Raw genomic sequence first — 18,219 nt, 5'->3', positions numbered from 1 at the left:
ACACCCTCCTGCCCCGCTCACGGACCTGGGGTGCGGTGTCCCGGGCTTCCGGGTCGGGAATCCCGCCCGGTCCCTGGTCAGGTGGTGATGATCACGCCGGGGCAGCCCGGGATGAACCCGTAGTCGTCGATCACCAGCGGGTGGTTGCAGATCCAGCCCTGGGGGCCGAAGACGCTCTTCAGGGCGGTGGCGTGGGCGTTGCTGGCCACGTACTCGCTGGTCCGCACCGCGTGGTACAGCAGCCTGCCGTACAGGCCGGCGGCGAGGGCGGGGGTGATGTCCTGGCCGCTGGTGATCGGGGCGATGCCGTTGACGTTGCGTACGGTGAGCGGGCCGGGGGTCTCGGTGGCGCTGCCGTGGCCGCGGTGGACCTGGGCGATGTAGGTGCCCACGGAGTAGGGGAACACGGCGTCGGGGTTGTCGAGCGCCGGGTCGGTGCCGCGGTCGGCCTGGGGCCCGGAGACGACGCAGGAACCCACGGTGGTCACGCCGATGGCCTTCAGGAAGGAGGACCGGGTGTCGGAGTTCGCCGGGGGCAGGAAGGGCTTGATGAGGGCGTTGGGGCCGGAGTAGCCCGCCACGTCGGTGATCTGGTTCCAGTTGGTGACGGCGCAGTTGTAGATGGCGCGCAGGTCGGTGGTGGTGAGGTTGGCGGGAGCGTGGCCGCCGAACTTGGCGGACCAGGTGACGGCGTCCTTGGCGAACGGGATGAACGACAGGCCGATCGGGTCGCCGGGCTGGGGCGCGCGGGCGGTGCGGGCGTAGTCCACGGTGGCGGTCGTGTTGTTGGCCAGCGCGCTGACGCCGGCGCCGCCGCTGTACGGACGCAGGATGCTGATCGCGCCGGTCTTGGGGGTTATCACGAGGGGCGAGGCGTAGGCGTCCCAGCTGTACAGCCTGGGCAGCCCGGCGGAGGCCGCCGCGTCGTAGTCGGCCGAGGTCTGGTTCATGAAGTCCTCGGTGGTGTCGGTGCCGACGCCGACCAGGTCGACGGCGGCGGGCAGCACCGGGGGGTCGGCGACGGCGGCCGGCGCGAGCAGTGCGGACGCGCAGAGTGCCGCGGTGACCGTGGTGAGTGCGCGGGCGGTGAGTATTCGCATGGCGGAGGCCCTCCCAGGCGGAGCGGACGGAGCGGGCCCCATCCTGGGTACCGGCCAGTCGTCCGGCAACCCGGCAACTCCCCTGACCCACCAGTGACTTGAGGTTCTTTCGGAAGCGTTCACCCGCCGGTTCCGGCGCACTGTCACCCCGTTCGCCGCCCCGTTGACGCCGTTGGTCCCGGCCCGCCCTGTCGGCGGGATCGCGGCGTCAGCCGTGCTCCGCCGAGCCGGTGAGCCGGAGTTTGCGTTGGGCCCGCTGGTAGAACGTGGTGTGGCCGAGTCGTACGACGCGTGCGGCGCCGGGCAGCATGGTCACCTCGACGCCGCTGCCCGGTGAGACACGGCCGACCAGGAGTCCGTCGGCCTCGACGGCGAGGTCGCCGCTGTGCGGCAGGACCTCCAGATCGAGCCGCTCGCCGCTGGAGAGGAACACCGAGCGGTTGAAGGCGGCATGCGGAGCCACCGGAGTGATCAGCAGACCCTCCGCGTTGGGGGAGACGATCGGCCCGCCGGCGGAGAAGCTGTACGCCGTGGAGCCGGTCGGCGTGGCGACGACGACCGCGTCGGCGGTGTAGGACACGAAGGGCTCGCCCTGGACCCGTACGGCGACCGCCGCGGACTTGTGCCCCGGGCTGCGCAGGAGCACGACGTCGTTCAGGGCCGTCTCCTCGGAGTCCCCGAAGCGGGCGCGGACGCCGGAGCGGGCCTCCACGGTGAAGCGGCGGGCGTCGATGGCGTCCAGTGCGGCGGGGAGCTCCGGGATGTCGACCTCGGCGAGGAAGCCGAGCCGTCCGACATTGACGCCCAGCACCGGTGCGTGGCCTCCGGTGGCGAGCCGCATGGCGCGCAGCATGGTGCCGTCCCCGCCGAGGCTGATCATCAGGTCGGCGCTGCCGGCCATCTCCTCGGCCTCCACCGGAATGGCCTCGCAGCCGATCCTGGCCACCTCCGCCGCCAGCCCCAGGACCTTCGTGCCCCGGGCCCGGCTCCAACGCACCACGGCCTCCACGGTGGGCGCACAGGTGCGCTCCGGGTGGAGAACCAGTCCCACTGTGCCGATGAATCCCATCCCGGGCACCTCGATGTCGGCCGGATCACCCTTGCTCCCTCCAGTCACGCACAGCCGGTCGCGACCTTCAAGGTCACCGCGGGGCCTTCGTGATCACGTCGGGCCGCCTTGCTCCCCGGCGGCACGGCCGGTCCCGGTATGACAGGACCGTGCACGACCGGGCCTTTCCACTGCAGCTCGTCACGGAATCTTCGTGCGAGCGGGCTGGTTGGAACTGGCACAGACGGTCCGACGCTTCGGCGCCGCCGTGCCGAACCGGTGCCCGTGCCGAAACGGTGCCCGGGCCGAACCCTCGTCGAGAGGCATGCCCGATGGCTGACAGCCCAGTCCAGGGGATCGATCCCTCGGTGAAGCCGAGCGGAGACGGGTGCGTGGAGTGCCTGGCGGGGGACGGGCCAGGGTGGTGGTTCCACCTGCGACGCTGCGCCGCGTGCGGGCACATCGGATGCTGCGACTCCTCACCCGCACAGCACGGCACGCGGCATGCCCGGGAGGCGGGGCACCCGTTCCTGGCCAGCTTCGAGCCCGGTGAGGAGTGGCTGTGGAACACGGAGACCGAGCAGTACTACGAGGGGCCTGAGCTGGCGGCGCCCGCCGCGCACCCGGCTTCGCAGCCGACTCCCGGACCGCGCGGCAAGGTCCCTGCCGACTGGCAATCGCACCTGCACTGACGCGCTGATCCTGCTTGGTCTTCGACTCCACCGTCGTGGAACCGGACCGCGGGGGTCGGCGTCCCTCCACGAGTCCGCAGGATCGACCGTGCTGAAGGATGCGCCCATGACCGCAACGTCCGCCCGCTACCTCTATCTCGCCCGCCACGGCGAGGCGTCGTCGGACGAAAGCGAGCTGACGGACGCGGGCCGTCGGCAGGCGGCCTTGCTGGGGGAGCGACTGCGCGGGGTGCCGCTGGCGGCGATCCACCACGGGCCTCTCGCCCGTGCCGAACAGACTGCTCGGTTGGTCGGTGAACGGCTCCGCGGCGTCCCCCGTCATCGCTCCGAAGCGGCCGGCGACTACGTCCCCTACCTGCCGACACGTGAGGAGCTGCCGCCGGTGGCAGCCGATGCCTGGATCGGGTTCCTGGACCAGTTCACGGCTGAGGAGCGCGAGCGGGGCCCCGGGCTCGCGGCGGCGGCGCTGGCGGACTTCACCGGGCCCGTGGTCGGCGACGAGCCGCGCCACGAGCTCGTCGTCACCCACAACTTCCTGGTCGGCTGGCTCGTGCGGGCCGCCCTCGACGCGCCGAAGTGGCGGTGGCTGGGCATCAACCACGCCAACGCGGCCCTGACGGTCATCCGCTACGCAACCGACCGGCCCCCGGCGGTCCTTCTCTTCAACGACACCGGTCACCTCCCCGTCGAGCTGCGCTGGACCGGCTTCCCGCCGGAGCTCCACGTCTGAGGCCGGTGGGCGCACCGCTGTCGATCTGTCGCGGGAGCGGCTGCCTGTCGACAGACGACGGCGACCTCAGGCGGTCGGCGAAGCCGCGCTGTTGGAAGGCCGGCGGTCATGGTCGACCGGCGGCCATGGTCAGGTTCAGTCGGGTCACGGCCCGGGCGAGGCCTGGCGTCCGGCGGGCCGGCCGGCTGGCCGGTCGGTGAGTCGGGTGATTCGCCGGCGTGGGTATGCGGTCGTGGCGGGAGAGCACGAGGCGCAGGTGCCCGTGGGCGGCGGGTGCGGCCAGGCCCGCACCGGCGTGGTGTCCACCCCGGCCGCGAGGCAGGGCAACCTCGGATGGACGGTGCGGCCGGGGTGGAGCGGGAGGGGCGGATCCGACGGCGTGACTGCTGTGTCGCCTGCGTCGCCGGACCGGCCGGGTGGGGTGGGTCAGGCGGCAGCAGTCGGCGCCACGGCGGCCGGGGCGGTACGCACGGGTGCGTCCGTGCTGGTCAGGACGTCCTCGGTGGTGACGCCGGGGGCGGTCTCGACGAGGACGAGGCCGTCGGGGGTGACGTCGAGGACGGCGAGGTCGGTGATGACGCGGTGGACGCAGGCCCTGCCGGTGAGCGGCAGGGTGCAGGTCCGGACGATCTTGGGGGTGCCGTCCTTGGCGGTGTGTTCCATGAGGACGATGACGCGGCGTGCGCCGTGGACGAGGTCCATGGCGCCGCCCATGCCCTTGACCATCCTGCCGGGGATCATCCAGTTGGCGAGGTCGCCGTGGGCGGAGACCTGCATGGCGCCGAGGACGGCGGTGTCGATGTGGCCGCCGCGGATCATGCCGAAGGAGAGCGCGGAGTCGAAGAAGGAGGCGCCGGGCAGGACGGTGACGGTCTCCTTTCCGGCGTTGATCAGGTCGGGGTCGACCTCGTGGTCGGCGGGGTAGGGACCGGTGCCGAGGATGCCGTTCTCCGACTGCAGGACGACGTGGACGCCGTCCGGCAGGTGGTTGGGGATGAGGGTGGGCAGGCCGATGCCGAGGTTGACGTAGGTTCCGTCGGTGAGTTCGGCGGCCGCGCGGGCGGCCATCTGGTCGCGGGTCCAGGGCATCAGACGTGCACCTCCGTGGTGGGCGCGGAGACCGTGCGCCGCTCGATGTTCTTGGCGGTCGCCTCGGCGGGGGTCAGCGGCAGGACGTGCTGGACGAAGACGCCGGGCAGGTGGATGTGGTCGGGGTCGAGGTCGCCGGCTTCCACCACTTCCTCGACCTCGGCGATGGTGATCCGGCCCGCCATGGCGGCGAGGACGTTGAAGTTGCGGGCCGACCTGTTGAAGACCAGGTTGCCGTGGCGGTCGCCGCGGGCGGCCCGGACCAGGGCGAAGTCGCAGGTGATGCCGTGCTCCAGGACGTACTCGGTGCCGTCGAACGCACGGACCTCCTTGGGCGGGGAGGCGAGGGCGACGCCGCCGTCGGGGGAGTGGCGCCAGGGGAGGCCGCCCTCGGCGACCTGGGTGCCGACGCCGGCCGGGGTGTAGAAGGCGGGGATGCCGCAGCCGCCGGCGCGCATCCGCTCCGCGAGGGTGCCCTGCGGGACGAGTTCGACCTCCAGTTCGCCGGTCAGGTAGCGGCGGGCGAACTCCTTGTTCTCGCCCACGTAGGAGCCGGTGACCCGGGCGATCCGGTCGGCGGCGAGCAGGACGCCGAGGCCGGCGCCGTCGACGCCGCAGTTGTTGGAGACGATCTCCAGTGCGGCGGCGCCACGGGCGTGCAGTGCGTCGATGAGCACGCTCGGGATGCCGCACAGGCCGAAGCCGCCGACGGCCAGTGAGGCGCCGTCCCCGATGTCGGCCACCGCCTGTGCGGCGGAGGTCACGGTCTTGTCCATGGGAGGCCTTTCGGTCATCGGGTGGTCGGCGTCGGGGAGCCGTGGTGGGCGTGGGGAGTCGCCTGGAGTGCGGTGTGCAGGGTGCGGTGGAAGAAGCCGGCCACGGCTCCGGCGGACAGGGCGGGATCCAGGTCCGCGCCGCCGTGCCCGGTCCCGTCGAGCAGCAGGACGGAGGCCCGTCCGCCGGCCGCGGTGACCACCTGGGCGAAGCGGACGCCGTGCTCGGCCGGCGCGGTCGGGTCGTCGGTGGTGCCCACCACGAGCAGCGGTACGTCGTTGCCGGTGGCGAGGGCCACTTCGCAGACCTGGTGGAGCACGTCGGCATCGGCGCTGCGCCTCGGTCTCCTGGCGGCGGGGCGGGCGTCGGTGTCCGGGGCGGCTTCCATTCCCCAGGTGCCGCCGACGCCGGCCAGCGCCTGGACCTGGGCGCGGGGGTCGACCGTGCTGTAGGCGGCGAGAGCGGCGAGGTAGGCGGCGTCGGCGCGGCCGAACAGGCCGATCCGCTCGGTGGCGGGGCCGAACGCGGCGGCGGTCGTCCGGAGCAGACGGACGAGGGCGCGCAGGTCGCGCAGCGCGTGGTCGTGCCGGGCGGTGTGGCGGTGCTGGACGGCGGCCACGGCGATGCCGTGGGCGGCCAGTTCGGGCGCCCACGGGGTGAGGGCGGGGCGCCGGGGCCGGGCGTAGCCGGAGACGTCGATGACCAGTGGGGGCCGCGAGGTGCCGCCGGACGGCAGGTGGAGGTCGACGGTGGGGAGGGTGCCGTCACGCGGGGCGCGGAGGATGTCGTGCTCGACGCGCGCCCGGGCGGCTGTCGGGTGTGCGTCGGGGTCCGCGGTGGTCTGCATCTGGTCCTCGGGAGGGTGAGTGGTTGCGGGTGGGGGCGGGCCGGGCCGCCGGTGCGCGCTGTCCAGGGGTGCAGCGGTGGCCCGGCCCGCCGGGGGGCGTGCCGCCGGTGTGCCGGCACGAGCGCGGCTGCCGCTACCGGGGTACGGCCGCGGCGGCGAGGGGGGCGTGGTGGTGCAGCCCGTCGCGGAGCTGGCCGAGCAGCCGGTGCAGTTCGGCCGCATCGCCGGCGGCGCCGAACAGGTAGAAGTCGGGGCGGACGACCGCGGCGAGGTGGTGGCGTTCGCGCAGGTGCGCCAGGTAGCCGCCGTCGGTGTCCAGGAACGCGTCGTCGGGGGCGTCGGCGTCGTCGGCGGAGTAGAGCGGGACGAGGGTGGCGCCGAGGGTGTCCAGCAGCTGCCGGTCGGCGTCGTCGAGGGGGGTGCGATGGCGGGCGCCGTCGGTGAGGACGGTGAAGCCGCCGCCGGTGAGGTCGTCGAGCAGGGCGGTGCGGCCCCGGTGGGTGAGGCGGTACTGGGGAGTGAGATGGCCGACCGCCGGGCTGCGGGTGCCGTCGGGCCGCCGTTGGAGCACCCCGTCGCCGAGGACGGGCGGGGGCATCGCTGGAAGGGCGAGCGCGGGGTCCGCGCCGGTGGCGATCATGCGGGCGTCGCGGTCGGCGGCCTGCCGGGGATCGAGGACGCAGATCACCTGTCCGAGGGCCATCGACATGCCGATGGCGTGTTGGACGTGCTCGCTGCGCTCGCTGGTGTAGCTGTCGAGCAGCTCGGGGGCCGAGACGCCGCGCAGGACGAGGCTGAGCTTCCAGGCGAGGTTCATCGCGTCGCGCAGGCCGGAGCACATGCCCTGCCCGGCGAACGGCGGCATCTGGTGGGCGGCGTCGCCGGCGAGCAGCAGGCGGCCCTCGCGCCACTGTTCGACCCAGCGCGCCTGGAAGGTGTAGACGACGTGCCGTTCGATCCCGGTGTTGTCGGGGGTGCGGCCCCAGGGGGCGAGCAACTCCCAGGCCCGCTCAGGGGTGTTGAGATCCTCGACGCTCTCGCCCGGCAGGCGCAGGAACTCCCATCGGCGCCGGCCGGGGCCGCCGGAGACGACGGTCGTCGGACGGGCGGGGTCGCAGAGCTGCCAGTTCATCGGCGACCAGGTCTCCTGCTCGGCCGGGATCGTGTCGACGATCAGCCAGTCGTAGAAGAAGCCGAGGTCGGTGACGGAGCTGCGCATCCGGGAGCGGACGAAGCTGTTGGCACCGTCGGCACCGATGACGTACCGGGCCCGGAAGGCGTGTTCGGTGCCGTCCTGGGTGCGGGTGGTGAGGCGGACGTGGTCGTCGGCCTCCGTGAGGTCGACGACCTGGTGGCCGCGGTGCAGGGTGACGCCGTCCTCCAGCAGGGCGGCGGCGGAGAGGACGGACTCCAGCTCGGGTTGGGAGAAGAAGCTGGCGGTGGGCCAGCCGGAGGGCCCGGTGCCCGACCAGTCGATGCGGACGAGGGGTGCGCCGTCCCGGTTGCGCCACTCGTAGTGGTCGGGGACGGGGTCGGTGACCGCCCGGACGCTCTCGCCGATGCCGGCGGCCTGGAAGATCCGGCCGATCTCGTGGTCGAAGTGGACGGCGCGCGGCAGGTCGTAGGGCTCGGGCCAGCGCTCCAGGACGACGACGTCGTGGCCGGCGCGGGCGAGGAGCAGGGACAGGAGCTGGCCGACGGGGCCGAAGCCGACGACGGCGACGTCCCGGACGGGGGGTTCGGCGGGTGGGGTCACGGGTTCACCCGGCCTGGCTGTGGGCGCCGGTCATCAGGGCGGCGAGGTCTTCGGGGGCCAGGAAGGACGGCGGCGGTGGCGGGCCCCAGCTGAACAGGCCCTTGGCGCCTTCCAGCACCTCCGGGGTCCACAGCTGGTCCTCGACGATGCAGTCCATGTCGGAGTAGTACTCGGCGAAGTTGCCGGCCGGGTCCTTGAGGTACCAGAAGAAGTTGGAGCCGGCGTGGTGGCGGCCCAGGCCCCAGACGTGGCGTTCGGGGTGCTCCGCGAGCATCGCGGAGGCGCCGCGGCCGACCTCGTCGACGTCGTCGACCTGCCAGGAGGTGTGGTGCAGGTAGGTGACCGGCGAGGCCAGCACCAGGATGTTGTGGTGGTCGGTGGAGCAGCGCAGGAACGCGCCGTGGCCCTTGATGTGGTCGGAGGTCTTGAAGCCGAGGCCGTCGTGGAAGAAGGCGGTGGTCGTCTCGAAGTCGGTGGTGCCGACGACGGCGTGGCCGAGCTTGCGGGGGCGGACACGGCCGGTGCGCAGGATGCCGGGGGCGCGGGAGCCGGCCCGCTCGGTGCGGCCGGGGCCGTTGTAGGCGGTGGCGGTGGCCGGGTCCTGGACGAGGCGGGGGGCGATCTCCAGGACGGCGCGTACGCCGGTGGGCCGGTCGTAGGCGGTGAGGGTGCCGGGGGTGCGCTCGACGGGGACGTCCAGGCGGTGCAGGCGGGCCGCGGCGGCGGCGAGGTCGTCGGGGTGGTCGACCCCGACCCGGACTTCGACCAGGCGGCGGGTCGGGGCGTGGACGATGCGCAGCTGGCGGCCGCCGTCGCGGCTGGCGAACCAGCCGTCGCTCTCGGGGGCGAGGCCGAAGTCGGCGTAGTAGGCGGTGGTTTCACCGACGTTGGGGACCCCCATCGTGATGGAGGTCAGACGGTGCAGTGCCATGGGGGGTACTCCTCGGGCGGAGCCTGGCGGCAGGATGACGGGGTGGGGGCGGCCCGGCGGGCGGGGGCGGCGCCCGCCGGGCCCGCGGCGGTGTTCGCCGGTCGGTCTCAGGCGGTGAAGCGCTGGCGCAGCTCGCCGATGCCCTCGATGGTGCTGACCAGCTCCTCGCCGGGCTTCAGCCAGCGCTGGGGGTCGCGGCCGAGGCCGACGCCGGCCGGGGTGCCGGTGAAGACGACGTCTCCGGGGAGCAGCGGGACGACGGCCGAGAGGCCGGCGATCAGGGCGGGGAGGGAGAAGATGAGGTCGCGGGTGCGGCCCTTCTGGACCTCCTCGCCGTCGATGGTGGCGCGCAGTTCGAGGTCGTCGGGGTTCTCGAACTCGTCGGGGGTGACCAGCCACGGGCCGATCGGGGTGAAGCCCGGGTAGGACTTTCCGAGGCTGAACTGCGGGATCGGGCCAGCGAGTTGGGTGATGCGCTCGGAGAGGTCCTGGCCGACGGCGAGGCCGGCGACGTGGCCCCAGGCGGCTGCCTCGGAGGTGTTCTCGGCGCGGGTGCCGATGACGGCGACCAGCTCGACCTCCCAGTCGGTGTGGCCGCCCTCGGGCAGGGCGACGTCGGTGACGGGGCCGGTGATGCTGGTGGCGAACTTGGTGAAGACCGGCGGCAGGCCCTCGGGGGCGGCGAAGCCGGACTCGGAGGCGTGGTCGCGGTAGTTGAGGCCGACGGCGAGCAACTGGCGCGGGGCGGGGGCGGGGGAGCCGAGGTCCGCGACGTCGAAGGCGGCGCCCTCGGGCAGCTCGGCCTGCGCGGCCCAGCCGCGGAACTCCTCCCACCGCTCGTAGACGGCCTGCGGGTCGGCGGAGAAGCGGCCGGCGCTGGCCTGCTCGACGTCGACCGCGCGGCCGTCGGCGATCAGGGCGAGGCGGCCGCTGAGGTTGGCGATACGCAAGGGAGGCTCCCGAAGTGCTGGGGCGGGGTGGCTCGACCGCGCGGGGCGGGCGGGACGCGAGCCGGACGTACCGGCTCCGAGCTATTCACCATGATGATTACGTTGATATTGCGCCCGCTGATCCGGGGCGTCAAGAGGTATCAGCCGGTAACCTGCATGATGAATTGGTTCGAACCTTGAGAGGAGTGCCCGTGGCAGCCGCCCAGGACCGCACGCCGAGCGTGCTGCACAGCGCCCCGGCGGCGCCCGCCGCCCGCTCCGCCGCCGCCAGTCGCGCCGAGCACGCCGCCGACCGGATCGCCGGACTCGTCGCCGCCGCGCCACCCGGCACCCGGCTCGGCACCAAGGAGGAACTCCGCACCCTGTGCGGCGTCTCGGTCGGCACCTTCAACGAAACCCTACGCCTGCTCCAGGCCCGCGGCCTCGTCACCGTGCGCCCCGGCCCCGGCGGCGGACTCTTCAGCGCCGCGCCCTCCCCGATGGTCCGGCTCGGCAACTCCGTCCTCGCCCTCGACGCCCAGGAGGGCGACGTCGCCAACGCCGTCCGCATCCGCGACGCCCTCGACCCGCTCCTCGTCGAGGACGCCCTCTGGCACGCCTCCCCGGCCGACATCGCCGACCTGCGCGGGCACATCGCCGTCATGGCCGAGGCCGCCGCGGCCGGCGACCCGGTCGCCTTCGTCCACGCCAACTGGCGCCTGCACGGCCGCATCGCCGAGATCAGCCCGAACGCCCTGCTGCGCTCCCTCTACAGCAACCTGCTCGACCTCATCGAGTCGCACACCCTCTCCGTGCTGCCGCTCGGCGAGCGCCCCCTCGCCGAGTACATCGCCGAGCGGCACCGCCTCCACAGCGACCTCGTCGACGCCCTCGACCGCCGTGACCGCGAAGCCGCGCTGCGCCTGATCGCCGAGCACAGCACCAGTGCCGCCCCCGGCGACACCGCCGCGAGCCCGCTGATCTGACGTCTCCGCAGGCCACCGGGCCCGTCCGGCGCAGGCTCCGCCCGGTCCGGGGCGGGGCGGTGACCCGCGGACGGGCCCCACGCGTTCCCCGGCGCCGTCCGCCGCGACCCCGGAAGAGCGCCGCCGCGCCGCTCCGCGATGATTCGAATCTATGACTCACTTTCGAAACATCCATTGACCCGGCGAAAGCCGGTGCCGTACACATGTGGCACCTGCCGAGCCCGCCGCTCCCAGGGAGCCGTGAACCGGAGCACGAACACCGCCCGCACGGCCGCCCTGGCCTCTCCAGCTGCGGATGCCCTCGGCCCACCCGCCACACAGTCGTGGCCGGAAGAAAACGGGCCCCACTCATGACATCCCCCACCCCGGAGACATCGGCCGGAGCAGCCACCGGCGCCCCGAACCGCCGGACGTCCCTGCTCGTCCTGCTGATCGGCGTGATCGTCCTCTTCATCGACGGCTACGACCTCTTCATCCTCGGCACCGTCGGCCCCTCGCTGATCTCCGACCCCCACTGGCACATCGCGCCGTCGACCATCGGCACCCTCGGCAGCCTCACCGCCCTCGGCATGCCGATCGGCGCCGTCGCCACCGCCCGGATGGGGGACGCCCGCGGCCGCCGCCTGCCCATCACGATCTGCCTCGCCTGGATCTCGCTCTGCATGCTGCTGAGCGGCCTCGCCCCGGACCTGGGCGTGTTCGGCCTCAGCCGGTTCCTCACCGGCATCGGCGTCGGCGCGCTCTCCCCGCTGGTCACCGCCCTGGTCGTGGACTGGGCGCCGCCGCGCCGCCGCACCCTGTTCGTCGGCGTCGCGCTCTCCGGGATCGCGCTCGGCGGCGTCGCCGTCGCCTGCATCGGCCGCGCGGTCCTGCCCGGCGTCCACTTCCAGACGCTCTTCCTCGTCGGCATCGTGCCGCTGCTGCTCGTCCCGCTGTGCTGGAAGGCCGTCCCCGCCCACCGGCCCGCGTACGCCGCGGCACCGGACACCGCCACCCCCGCCCCCGTCCCCGGCGCGGTCGCCGCCGAGAGCGGCTGGGCCGCGCTGTTCGCCCCCGGCCGTCGGCTGGCCGTCGTCGCGTTCTGCCTCGCCGCCCTCCTCGGCCTGGTGCTCGTCTACGGGGCCAGCACCTGGCTGCCCACCCTCATGATCAAGGCCGGGTACGACCTCAGCTCCGCGCTGGAGTTCACCATCGCCTTCAACGGCGGCGCGATCGTCGGCACCCTCGTCGTCGCGCTGCTCGCCGACCGCGGTCACCTCAAGAGCGCGGCGCTCGGCCTCTTCGCCGCCGCGGCCGTCGCCATGCTCGTCCTCACCCGGCACCACGGCCACGGCCTCATCCTGGCGATGTCCGCCCTGGCCGGCATCGGCACCCTCGGCACCCAGAACCTGATCAACGCCTGGGTCGGCCGCTACTTCGGCCCGGAGCTGCGCGGCACCGCGCTCGGCTTCGTCATCGGCGTCGGCCGGATCGGCTCCATCCTCGGCCCGAGCTACCTGACGTACGTGACCACGATGTCCGCCTCCCCCAGCGCCGGCTTCTACGCCTTCGTCGCCCCGGCCCTGCTCGGTGCGCTCGCGGTCGCCTTCATCCCCACCCGCCGCGCCGCCGGCCGGCGCCGGCCCGAACCCGCCGCGGGCCTGACCGCCGAGGCGTGAGCGCGGCCGGCGCTCACCCGACCGGCTCCCCGTCCCCGCGGGTCGGGGGAGCAGGCCACTGATCGTCCGGCGCACAGGTGATCAACAACCGGGCGGTGTGGGCGATGTGATCGCGGACCAGCCCCACCGCCCGCCCGACCTCGCGGTCGACCACCGCCTCCAGCAGGGCGCGGTGCTCGCCCGCGAGGTCACGGTCGTTCTCCACCCCGAAGGGAGCGGACCAGTGCAGGTACAGCTCGGCCTCCTCGCGCAGCCCGCGGGCCGTCTCCAGCAGCCGGCGGTTGGTACAGCCCGCCAGCAGCGCCAGGTGGAACTCCGCGTGCGCCGCCGCCCAGGCCGCCCCCGGGTGGTCCGGGTCGTCCGGGCCGAAGAACGGCGTGCGCCGCAGCACGTGGTGCGCCGCGACCGCACGCGCCTCCCACTGCGTGTCGCCCTGCTCCATCGACAGCCGCAGCACCACCGACTCGATCTCCACCCGGGCCGTCGCCAGCTCGCGCAGGTCGTCGTGGGAGAGCGGCGTCACCGTGTACCCCTGGTGCGCCTGGGCGCGCACCAGCCCCTCCCCGGTCAGCCGGACGAGCGCCTCGCGCACCGCACCGACGCTCGTGCCGTAGTCGCGGCACAGGTCGGGGAACTTCAGCCGCTGCCCGGGCACCAGCCGGCCGCCCAGGATGTCCTCCCGCAGCCGCCGGTGGACGTCCTGGCTGCGCGTGACCCCGCTCGTAGGCTGCGACATGCGCACACCCTACGGTTCGGCCGCGCAGGGGGACAATGTTCGAAAGTCCGCCGGCCCGGTGCAGCAACCCGGCGGACCCCGGGCCCGGCCTGCCGCCCGCCCGGGCCGACCTGCGGAGAGACACCATGAGCGCGAACCCCTCCCGGCCCGCACCGGCCCCCGCCACGTCCGAGCGCGGCCGCCGGCCCGCCCACGGCGACCCCGTCGTCGAGCGCGCCTTCGCCCTGCTGGGCGCGTTCTCCGCGCACCGCCGCTCCATCGGGCTCGGCGAGCTCAGCCGGCTCACCGGCATCCCCAAGAGCAGCACCCTGCGCCTCGCCCGCACGCTCGTCAAACTCGGCGTGCTGGAACGGTCTGACGACGGCGAGTTCGTCATCGGGCTGCGACTGTGGGAGATCGCCCTGCTCACCCCCCAGGTGCACGGACTGCGCCGGGCGGCGATGCCGTTCATGGAGGACCTCAACCAGATCACCCGCCAGCACGTGCTGCTCGCCGTCCGCGAGGGCCACGAGGCCGTGCTGGTCGAGCGCCTCTCGGCGCACACCGCCGGCCCCGTCCTGTACGAGATCGGGGGGCGGCTGCCGCTGCACACCACCGGCGTCGGCATGGTGCTGCTCGCCCATGCCGACTTCGGCGACCAGCACGCCTACCTCGCCGACGCGGCCGCCCTGAGCGCCCCCGACGGGCCGCCGGTCGCCCCGAACGCCCTGCGCAGGGACCTCGCCGCCGTCCGCCGCGACGGCTACGCCGTCGTCACCCGCGCCACCCCCGAACCGGTCGTCTCGGTGGCCGCCCCGGTGCGGGACGCCGACGACACGGTGGTCGCGGCGCTCTCCGTCGTCGTCCCGCAGGGCGAGGACGTCCGCGCCCTCACCCCCGCCGTCCGGGCGACCGCGCGCGCCCTCTCGCGCGTGCTCGACGCCCGCCGCTGATCGGGCAGCCCCGCTGAAGCGTTCCACTCAATGGAATCCGTGCCCCCGGGCGCCGGCCCGGTGGACAGCATGGGGGCACGGCCGCGGCCGTACCGGAACGGACGGACGCCGCAGGACCCGCCGGCCGCGCCCCGGCCGTGGACGCACCACCCGCCGGCCGCGGCCCGGCCGTGGACGCACCACCCGAAGGCGTTCCCGCCGCCGTCCACGTCGCCGGACCGCCCGCCGGCCGGGCACCCCCCACCCCACCCTGAGCGAACGGAACACCGCCCAGTGAACGACCAGATCCCCGTGCTCATCATCGGCGGCGGCCCCGTGGGCCTGGCCACGGCACTGGAACTCGCCTCGCACGGCGTGGCCTCGACGGTCGTCGAGAGCCGCCCCGAGGTCTCCTGGGCCCGCCCCCGCGCCAAGACCACCTCCGCCCGCACCATGGAGCACCTGCGCCGCTGGGGCCTGGCCGGGGTCCTGCGCGAGCGCGCACCGCTCCCGCAGGCCTGGTCCGACCAGGTCGTCTTCTGCACGACCCTGCTGCACCGCGAGGTCACCCGCTTCGACCGCGCCTTCGCGCTCGACCTCCTGCACGACGAACTCGTCGCCGAGGGCGGCCAGCAGGTGCCGCAGCCACTCGTCGAATCCGTCCTGCGCGAGCGCGTCGCGGCCCTGCCCGCCTGCACCCTCGTCACCGGTGCCACCGTCACCGCCCTGGCGCAGGACGCCGACGGCGTCAGCGCCGACGTCCGCGCGCAGGACGGCACGGTGAGCACCCTGCGCGCGCGGTACGCCGTCGGCTGCGACGGAGCCCGCAGCGTGGTCCGCCACACGCTCGGCATCGGCCTCGACGGCGACGACGACAGCAGGCCGAACTACAACATCGTCTTCCGCGCCCCGGGCCTCGCCGCCCGCGTGCCGCACGGCGACGCCGTCCAGTACTGGGTGCTCAACCCGAAGCAGCCCGGCCTCCTCGGCCGCCTCGACCTCGACGGCACCTGGTGGTGCATCGGGATCGGCGTGGACGCCACGGCCGGCGCCGCCGACCCGGTCGGCATGGTCCGCAACCTGATCGGCGACGAGGCCGGCGAGATCGCCGTCGAGGTCGTCGCCGCCGATCCCTGGTACTCCCGGATGCGACTCGCCGACGCCTACCGCGTCGGGCGGGTGCTGCTGGCCGGCGACGCCGCGCACCTCAATCCGCCGTGGGGCGGCCACGGGTTCAACACCGGCGTCGGCGACGCCGTCAACGTCGGCTGGAAACTCGCCGCCGTGCTGCAGGGCTGGGCCCCCGACACGCTGCTCGACAGCTACGAGCACGAGCGGCGCGCGGTCGCGGCGGGCACCATCGAGGCCGCCACCCGCAACATGGGCACCCTGACCCCCGAACTCGGCGACCCGCGCCTGCTCGGCACCGATGAGGAGTTCGCCCAGGTCCGCCCGCTGATCGCCGAGGCCGTACGGCGGAGCAAGGACAGCGAGTTCCACAGCCTCGGCCTGGTCCTCGGCACCTCCTACGCCGGCTCACCGATCGTCGACGCCGGCCCGGTCCGCGAGCCGGACGAGGCGCACTACACCCCCGGCGCCGCACCCGGCGAGCGACTCCCGCACACCTGGCTCGGCCCCACCGAGTCCCTGTACGACCGGCTCGGGCCCGGCTTCAGCCTCGTCGGCGACCTGACGGAGCCCGCGGCGGCCCGGATCGCCGATGGCGCCCGGCGGCTCGGCATCCCGTTGACCGAGCTGGCCTTCGCCGGGGCCGCGGACCTGTTCGACGCGCCGTTGGTGATCGTCCGCCCCGACCAGCACGTCGCCTGGCGCGGCTCGGACGTCGAGCGGCCCGAGGAGCTGTGGCGCCGCCTGACCGGGCACACCGGCTGACGTGAACGGAAGGACCGTCATGACCGACACCTGCGCGATCTACCTGCGGTGCCACCCCCGGGACGAGTGGGAGATGGACGCCCACCGCCGGGCGCTGGAGAACCACGCCACGAAGCTGGGCCTGCACCGCCCGGCCGTCTACCTCGACAACGGGGTCCCCTCCCGCGGCCCGGCCCCGCGACGCACCGACCTGGCACACGCCGTACGCGCCGGCCGGTACCGGGTGGTCCTCATCCCCGGGCGGTGGGTGTTCAGCCTCGACGCGTCCACCGCCCACCGCATCGCCGACACCCTGGCAGCCGGCGGCTGCGAGATCGTCGAACTCCCGCCCCGGCACTGACCGCCGCCCGGCAGCAGAACCGGCCCGACGCCCCAGAAGGAACGCCATGGCACATCCCACCCGAACCGCACTGACCGACGTCCGGGTCTTCGACGGCAGGCGGCTGAGCGAGCCGCGCACCGTCGTGATCGACGGCCCGGTGATCGGCACCGACCCGGCCGGCGCACGCACCGTGGACTGCCGCGGCGCGGTGCTGCTGCCCGGCCTGATCGACGCGCACATCCACCTCGGCGGCCGGGACACCCTGGAGAAGCTCCTCCTCCACGGCGTCACCACCGGCCTGGACATGGCCACCTGGCCGCCGCAGCGGCTCGCCGCCCTCCGAGGGCTGCCCGGACTGACCGACATCCGCAGCGCCGGCACCCCCGCCATCGGCCCGGGCGGCCCGCACTCCCGCATCCCCGGCCTGGCCGAGACCGCCGCCCTCCTCGACCCGGCCGACGCCCCCGGCTTCGTCGCCCGCCGGATCGAGGAGGGCAGCGACTACCTCAAGGTGGTGCTGGAGGGGCCGGGCGAGGGCGGCCCGGACCCTTCGGTGGTGACCGCACTGGTGACAGCCGCCCGCTCGCGCGGCCTGACCGTCGTCGCGCACGCCGCCTCGCCCGGCGCCTACGCCCTCGCCCTGGACGCCGGCGTCGACGTCATCACCCACGTCCCGCTCGGCCGGCCGCTGCCGGCCGCGGACGTGGCCCAGATGGCCGCCGACGGGCGGGTGGCCGTCCCGACGCTGGCGATGATGGAGGGAACCGCCGCCGCCCGCGGCCGGGCCGAGGCGTTCGGCGCGGCCGTCCAGAGCGTCGGCGCGCTGCACCGGGCCGGCGTGCCGGTACTGGCCGGCACCGACGCCAACTCCCAGCCCGGGGTGCCCGCCGCCGTCGAGCACGGCAGCAGCCTGCACCACGAACTGGAGCTGCTCGTCCAGGCCGGACTGTCCACCGTGGAAGCGCTGCGCGCCGCCACCGTGCTGCCGGCCCGGCACTTCCGGCTGGCCGACCGCGGCGCCGTCGAGCCGGGCCTGCGCGCCGACCTGCTGCTCGTCGACGGCGACCCGCTCGCGGACATCCGCGCCACCCGCGCGATCCGCGCCGTCTGGTGCGGCGGCGTCGAGCACGTCCCGGCATGACGGGCCCCGCCCGGCTCGAAGGGAACCACGGCACCGTGAACGACATCACCGAGATCGCCCAACTGGTTCTGCACGAGCGCCAAGCCCGCGACCGCGGCTGGTGGGAGTCGATGGACGGGTGCTTCGCCCCCGACTCCACCGTGCGGCTCAGCTGGTTCGCGGGCAGCGGAGCCGAGTTCACCGCAGGCTCGCGGCGGATGACCGGCCGCGGCCACGCCGCCGTCCACCGGCTCTGCCCGCCCGTCGTGGACGTGCGGGGCCAACGGGCCGCGGTCGAACTGCCGGCCGCCGTCGAGCTGCGCACCCTCCTGGACGGCGTCCAGGTCGACCTCACCTCCTACGCCCGGCTGGTCTACCGCGCCGAGCGCCGCCTCGGCCGCTGGTCGATCCACTCCCTCGACGCGGTGTACGAGCGCGACGTGCTCGTACCGAGCGTGCCCGGTACGAGCCTGCGGGTGGACCCGGCGGACCTGGTCGGCCTGCGGCCGCCCTACCGCATGCTGGCCCACGTGTTCGGCCGGCTGGGCTACCGGGTCGGCGACGACCTCTACGGCGAGGACCGGCCCGAGGAGGTCGCCGTCCTCTACCGACGGTTGTTCGCCTGGCTGCGCGGGGCCTGACCGGCCCTCGCGAACCGGTCCTCGCGTACCGCGCGTACCGGCGCCCGCCCGTGGGT

General features: G+C 74.3%; 18 protein-coding genes. 9 read left to right on the top strand and 9 right to left on the bottom strand.

The window, feature by feature from the left end:
• Positions 1 to 77: 77 nt before the first annotated feature.
• Together ACFTWP_RS36135 and ACFTWP_RS36130 are read right to left on the bottom strand one after the other, a co-directional pair.
• Positions 78 to 1,100: a substrate-binding domain-containing protein gene (locus tag ACFTWP_RS36135; RefSeq protein WP_380269303.1), complete on the bottom strand. Its 1,023-nt coding sequence runs from the start codon at positions 1,098 to 1,100 to the stop codon at positions 78 to 80.
• Positions 1,101 to 1,308: 208 nt separating this feature from the next.
• Positions 1,309 to 2,169 (bottom strand): NAD(+)/NADH kinase, encoded by an 861-nt coding sequence (locus tag ACFTWP_RS36130; RefSeq protein WP_380269302.1) that lies wholly within the window; start codon positions 2,167 to 2,169, stop codon positions 1,309 to 1,311.
• Positions 2,170 to 2,480: 311 nt separating this feature from the next.
• On the opposite strand from ACFTWP_RS36130, the gene ACFTWP_RS36125 reads away from it, so the two are divergent.
• A complete protein-coding gene (locus ACFTWP_RS36125) occupies positions 2,481 to 2,840 on the top strand; it encodes a UBP-type zinc finger domain-containing protein (protein ID WP_380269301.1) in 360 nt (119 codons plus the stop codon).
• 106 nt (positions 2,841 to 2,946) lie between these two features.
• Complete coding sequence (locus tag ACFTWP_RS36120; protein WP_380269300.1) at positions 2,947 to 3,570, top strand: histidine phosphatase family protein; 624 nt, start codon at positions 2,947 to 2,949, stop codon at positions 3,568 to 3,570.
• Between the two features lie 426 nt (positions 3,571 to 3,996).
• Here ACFTWP_RS36120 and ACFTWP_RS36115 read toward each other — a convergent pair whose 3' ends face one another.
• The 6 genes from ACFTWP_RS36115 to ACFTWP_RS36090 form a co-directional block, all read right to left on the bottom strand.
• Positions 3,997 to 4,659: a CoA transferase subunit B gene (locus tag ACFTWP_RS36115; RefSeq protein ID WP_380269299.1), complete on the bottom strand. Its 663-nt coding sequence runs from the start codon at positions 4,657 to 4,659 to the stop codon at positions 3,997 to 3,999.
• Positions 4,659 to 5,435: a CoA transferase subunit A gene (locus ACFTWP_RS36110; protein WP_380269298.1), complete on the bottom strand. Its 777-nt coding sequence runs from the start codon at positions 5,433 to 5,435 to the stop codon at positions 4,659 to 4,661. Before ACFTWP_RS36110 ends, ACFTWP_RS36115 begins: the two co-directional genes overlap by 1 nt.
• 14 nt (positions 5,436 to 5,449) lie before the next feature.
• Positions 5,450 to 6,280: an alpha/beta hydrolase family protein gene (locus tag ACFTWP_RS36105; protein ID WP_380269297.1), complete on the bottom strand. Its 831-nt coding sequence runs from the start codon at positions 6,278 to 6,280 to the stop codon at positions 5,450 to 5,452.
• 133 nt (positions 6,281 to 6,413) lie between these two features.
• Positions 6,414 to 8,036, bottom strand: coding sequence for a bifunctional 3-(3-hydroxy-phenyl)propionate/3-hydroxycinnamic acid hydroxylase (locus ACFTWP_RS36100; RefSeq protein WP_380269296.1), 1,623 nt, complete (start codon positions 8,034 to 8,036; stop codon positions 6,414 to 6,416).
• A gap of 4 nt (positions 8,037 to 8,040) precedes the next feature.
• Positions 8,041 to 8,967, bottom strand: coding sequence for a VOC family protein (locus ACFTWP_RS36095; protein ID WP_380269295.1), 927 nt, complete (start codon positions 8,965 to 8,967; stop codon positions 8,041 to 8,043).
• Positions 8,968 to 9,074: 107 nt separating this feature from the next.
• Positions 9,075 to 9,917, bottom strand: coding sequence for a fumarylacetoacetate hydrolase family protein (locus ACFTWP_RS36090; protein WP_380269294.1), 843 nt, complete (start codon positions 9,915 to 9,917; stop codon positions 9,075 to 9,077).
• A gap of 191 nt (positions 9,918 to 10,108) precedes the next feature.
• Here ACFTWP_RS36090 and ACFTWP_RS36085 point away from each other — a divergent pair, with 191 nt between their 5' ends.
• Both ACFTWP_RS36085 and ACFTWP_RS36080 read left to right on the top strand, forming a co-directional pair.
• Complete coding sequence (locus tag ACFTWP_RS36085; protein WP_380269293.1) at positions 10,109 to 10,882, top strand: FadR/GntR family transcriptional regulator; 774 nt, start codon at positions 10,109 to 10,111, stop codon at positions 10,880 to 10,882.
• Between the two features lie 350 nt (positions 10,883 to 11,232).
• On the top strand, positions 11,233 to 12,540 hold the full coding sequence (locus ACFTWP_RS36080) for an MFS transporter (protein ID WP_380269292.1): 1,308 nt from the start codon (positions 11,233 to 11,235) through the stop codon (positions 12,538 to 12,540).
• 13 nt (positions 12,541 to 12,553) lie between these two features.
• Here ACFTWP_RS36080 and ACFTWP_RS36075 read toward each other — a convergent pair whose 3' ends face one another.
• A complete protein-coding gene (locus ACFTWP_RS36075; protein WP_380269291.1) occupies positions 12,554 to 13,276 on the bottom strand; it encodes a GntR family transcriptional regulator in 723 nt (240 codons plus the stop codon).
• A gap of 125 nt (positions 13,277 to 13,401) precedes the next feature.
• On the opposite strand from ACFTWP_RS36075, the gene ACFTWP_RS36070 reads away from it, so the two are divergent.
• From ACFTWP_RS36070 to ACFTWP_RS36050, 5 genes are all read left to right on the top strand, one after another.
• Complete coding sequence (locus tag ACFTWP_RS36070) at positions 13,402 to 14,208, top strand: IclR family transcriptional regulator (protein ID WP_380269290.1); 807 nt, start codon at positions 13,402 to 13,404, stop codon at positions 14,206 to 14,208.
• A gap of 273 nt (positions 14,209 to 14,481) precedes the next feature.
• Positions 14,482 to 16,080 carry an FAD-dependent monooxygenase gene (locus ACFTWP_RS36065; RefSeq protein ID WP_380269289.1) on the top strand — a complete coding sequence of 533 codons (1,599 nt, stop codon included), beginning with the start codon at positions 14,482 to 14,484 and terminating at the stop codon, positions 16,078 to 16,080.
• Positions 16,081 to 16,099: 19 nt separating this feature from the next.
• The gene (locus tag ACFTWP_RS36060; RefSeq protein ID WP_380269288.1) at positions 16,100 to 16,420 is read left to right on the top strand and encodes a hypothetical protein; all 321 of its coding nucleotides are present in this window, start codon (positions 16,100 to 16,102) and stop codon (positions 16,418 to 16,420) included.
• Positions 16,421 to 16,466: 46 nt separating this feature from the next.
• Positions 16,467 to 17,543 (top strand): amidohydrolase family protein, encoded by a 1,077-nt coding sequence (locus ACFTWP_RS36055; RefSeq protein ID WP_380269287.1) that lies wholly within the window; start codon positions 16,467 to 16,469, stop codon positions 17,541 to 17,543.
• Positions 17,540 to 18,163 (top strand): nuclear transport factor 2 family protein, encoded by a 624-nt coding sequence (locus ACFTWP_RS36050; RefSeq protein WP_380269286.1) that lies wholly within the window; start codon positions 17,540 to 17,542, stop codon positions 18,161 to 18,163. The genes ACFTWP_RS36055 and ACFTWP_RS36050 overlap by 4 nt, the downstream gene beginning before the upstream one ends.
• Positions 18,164 to 18,219: the final 56 nt, after the last annotated feature.

The organism is Kitasatospora sp. NPDC057015 (genome assembly GCF_042673745.1).
Taxonomy (GTDB): Bacteria; Actinomycetota; Actinomycetes; order Streptomycetales; family Streptomycetaceae; genus Kitasatospora.
This window is presented reverse-complemented; position numbering and strand designations above follow the sequence as displayed.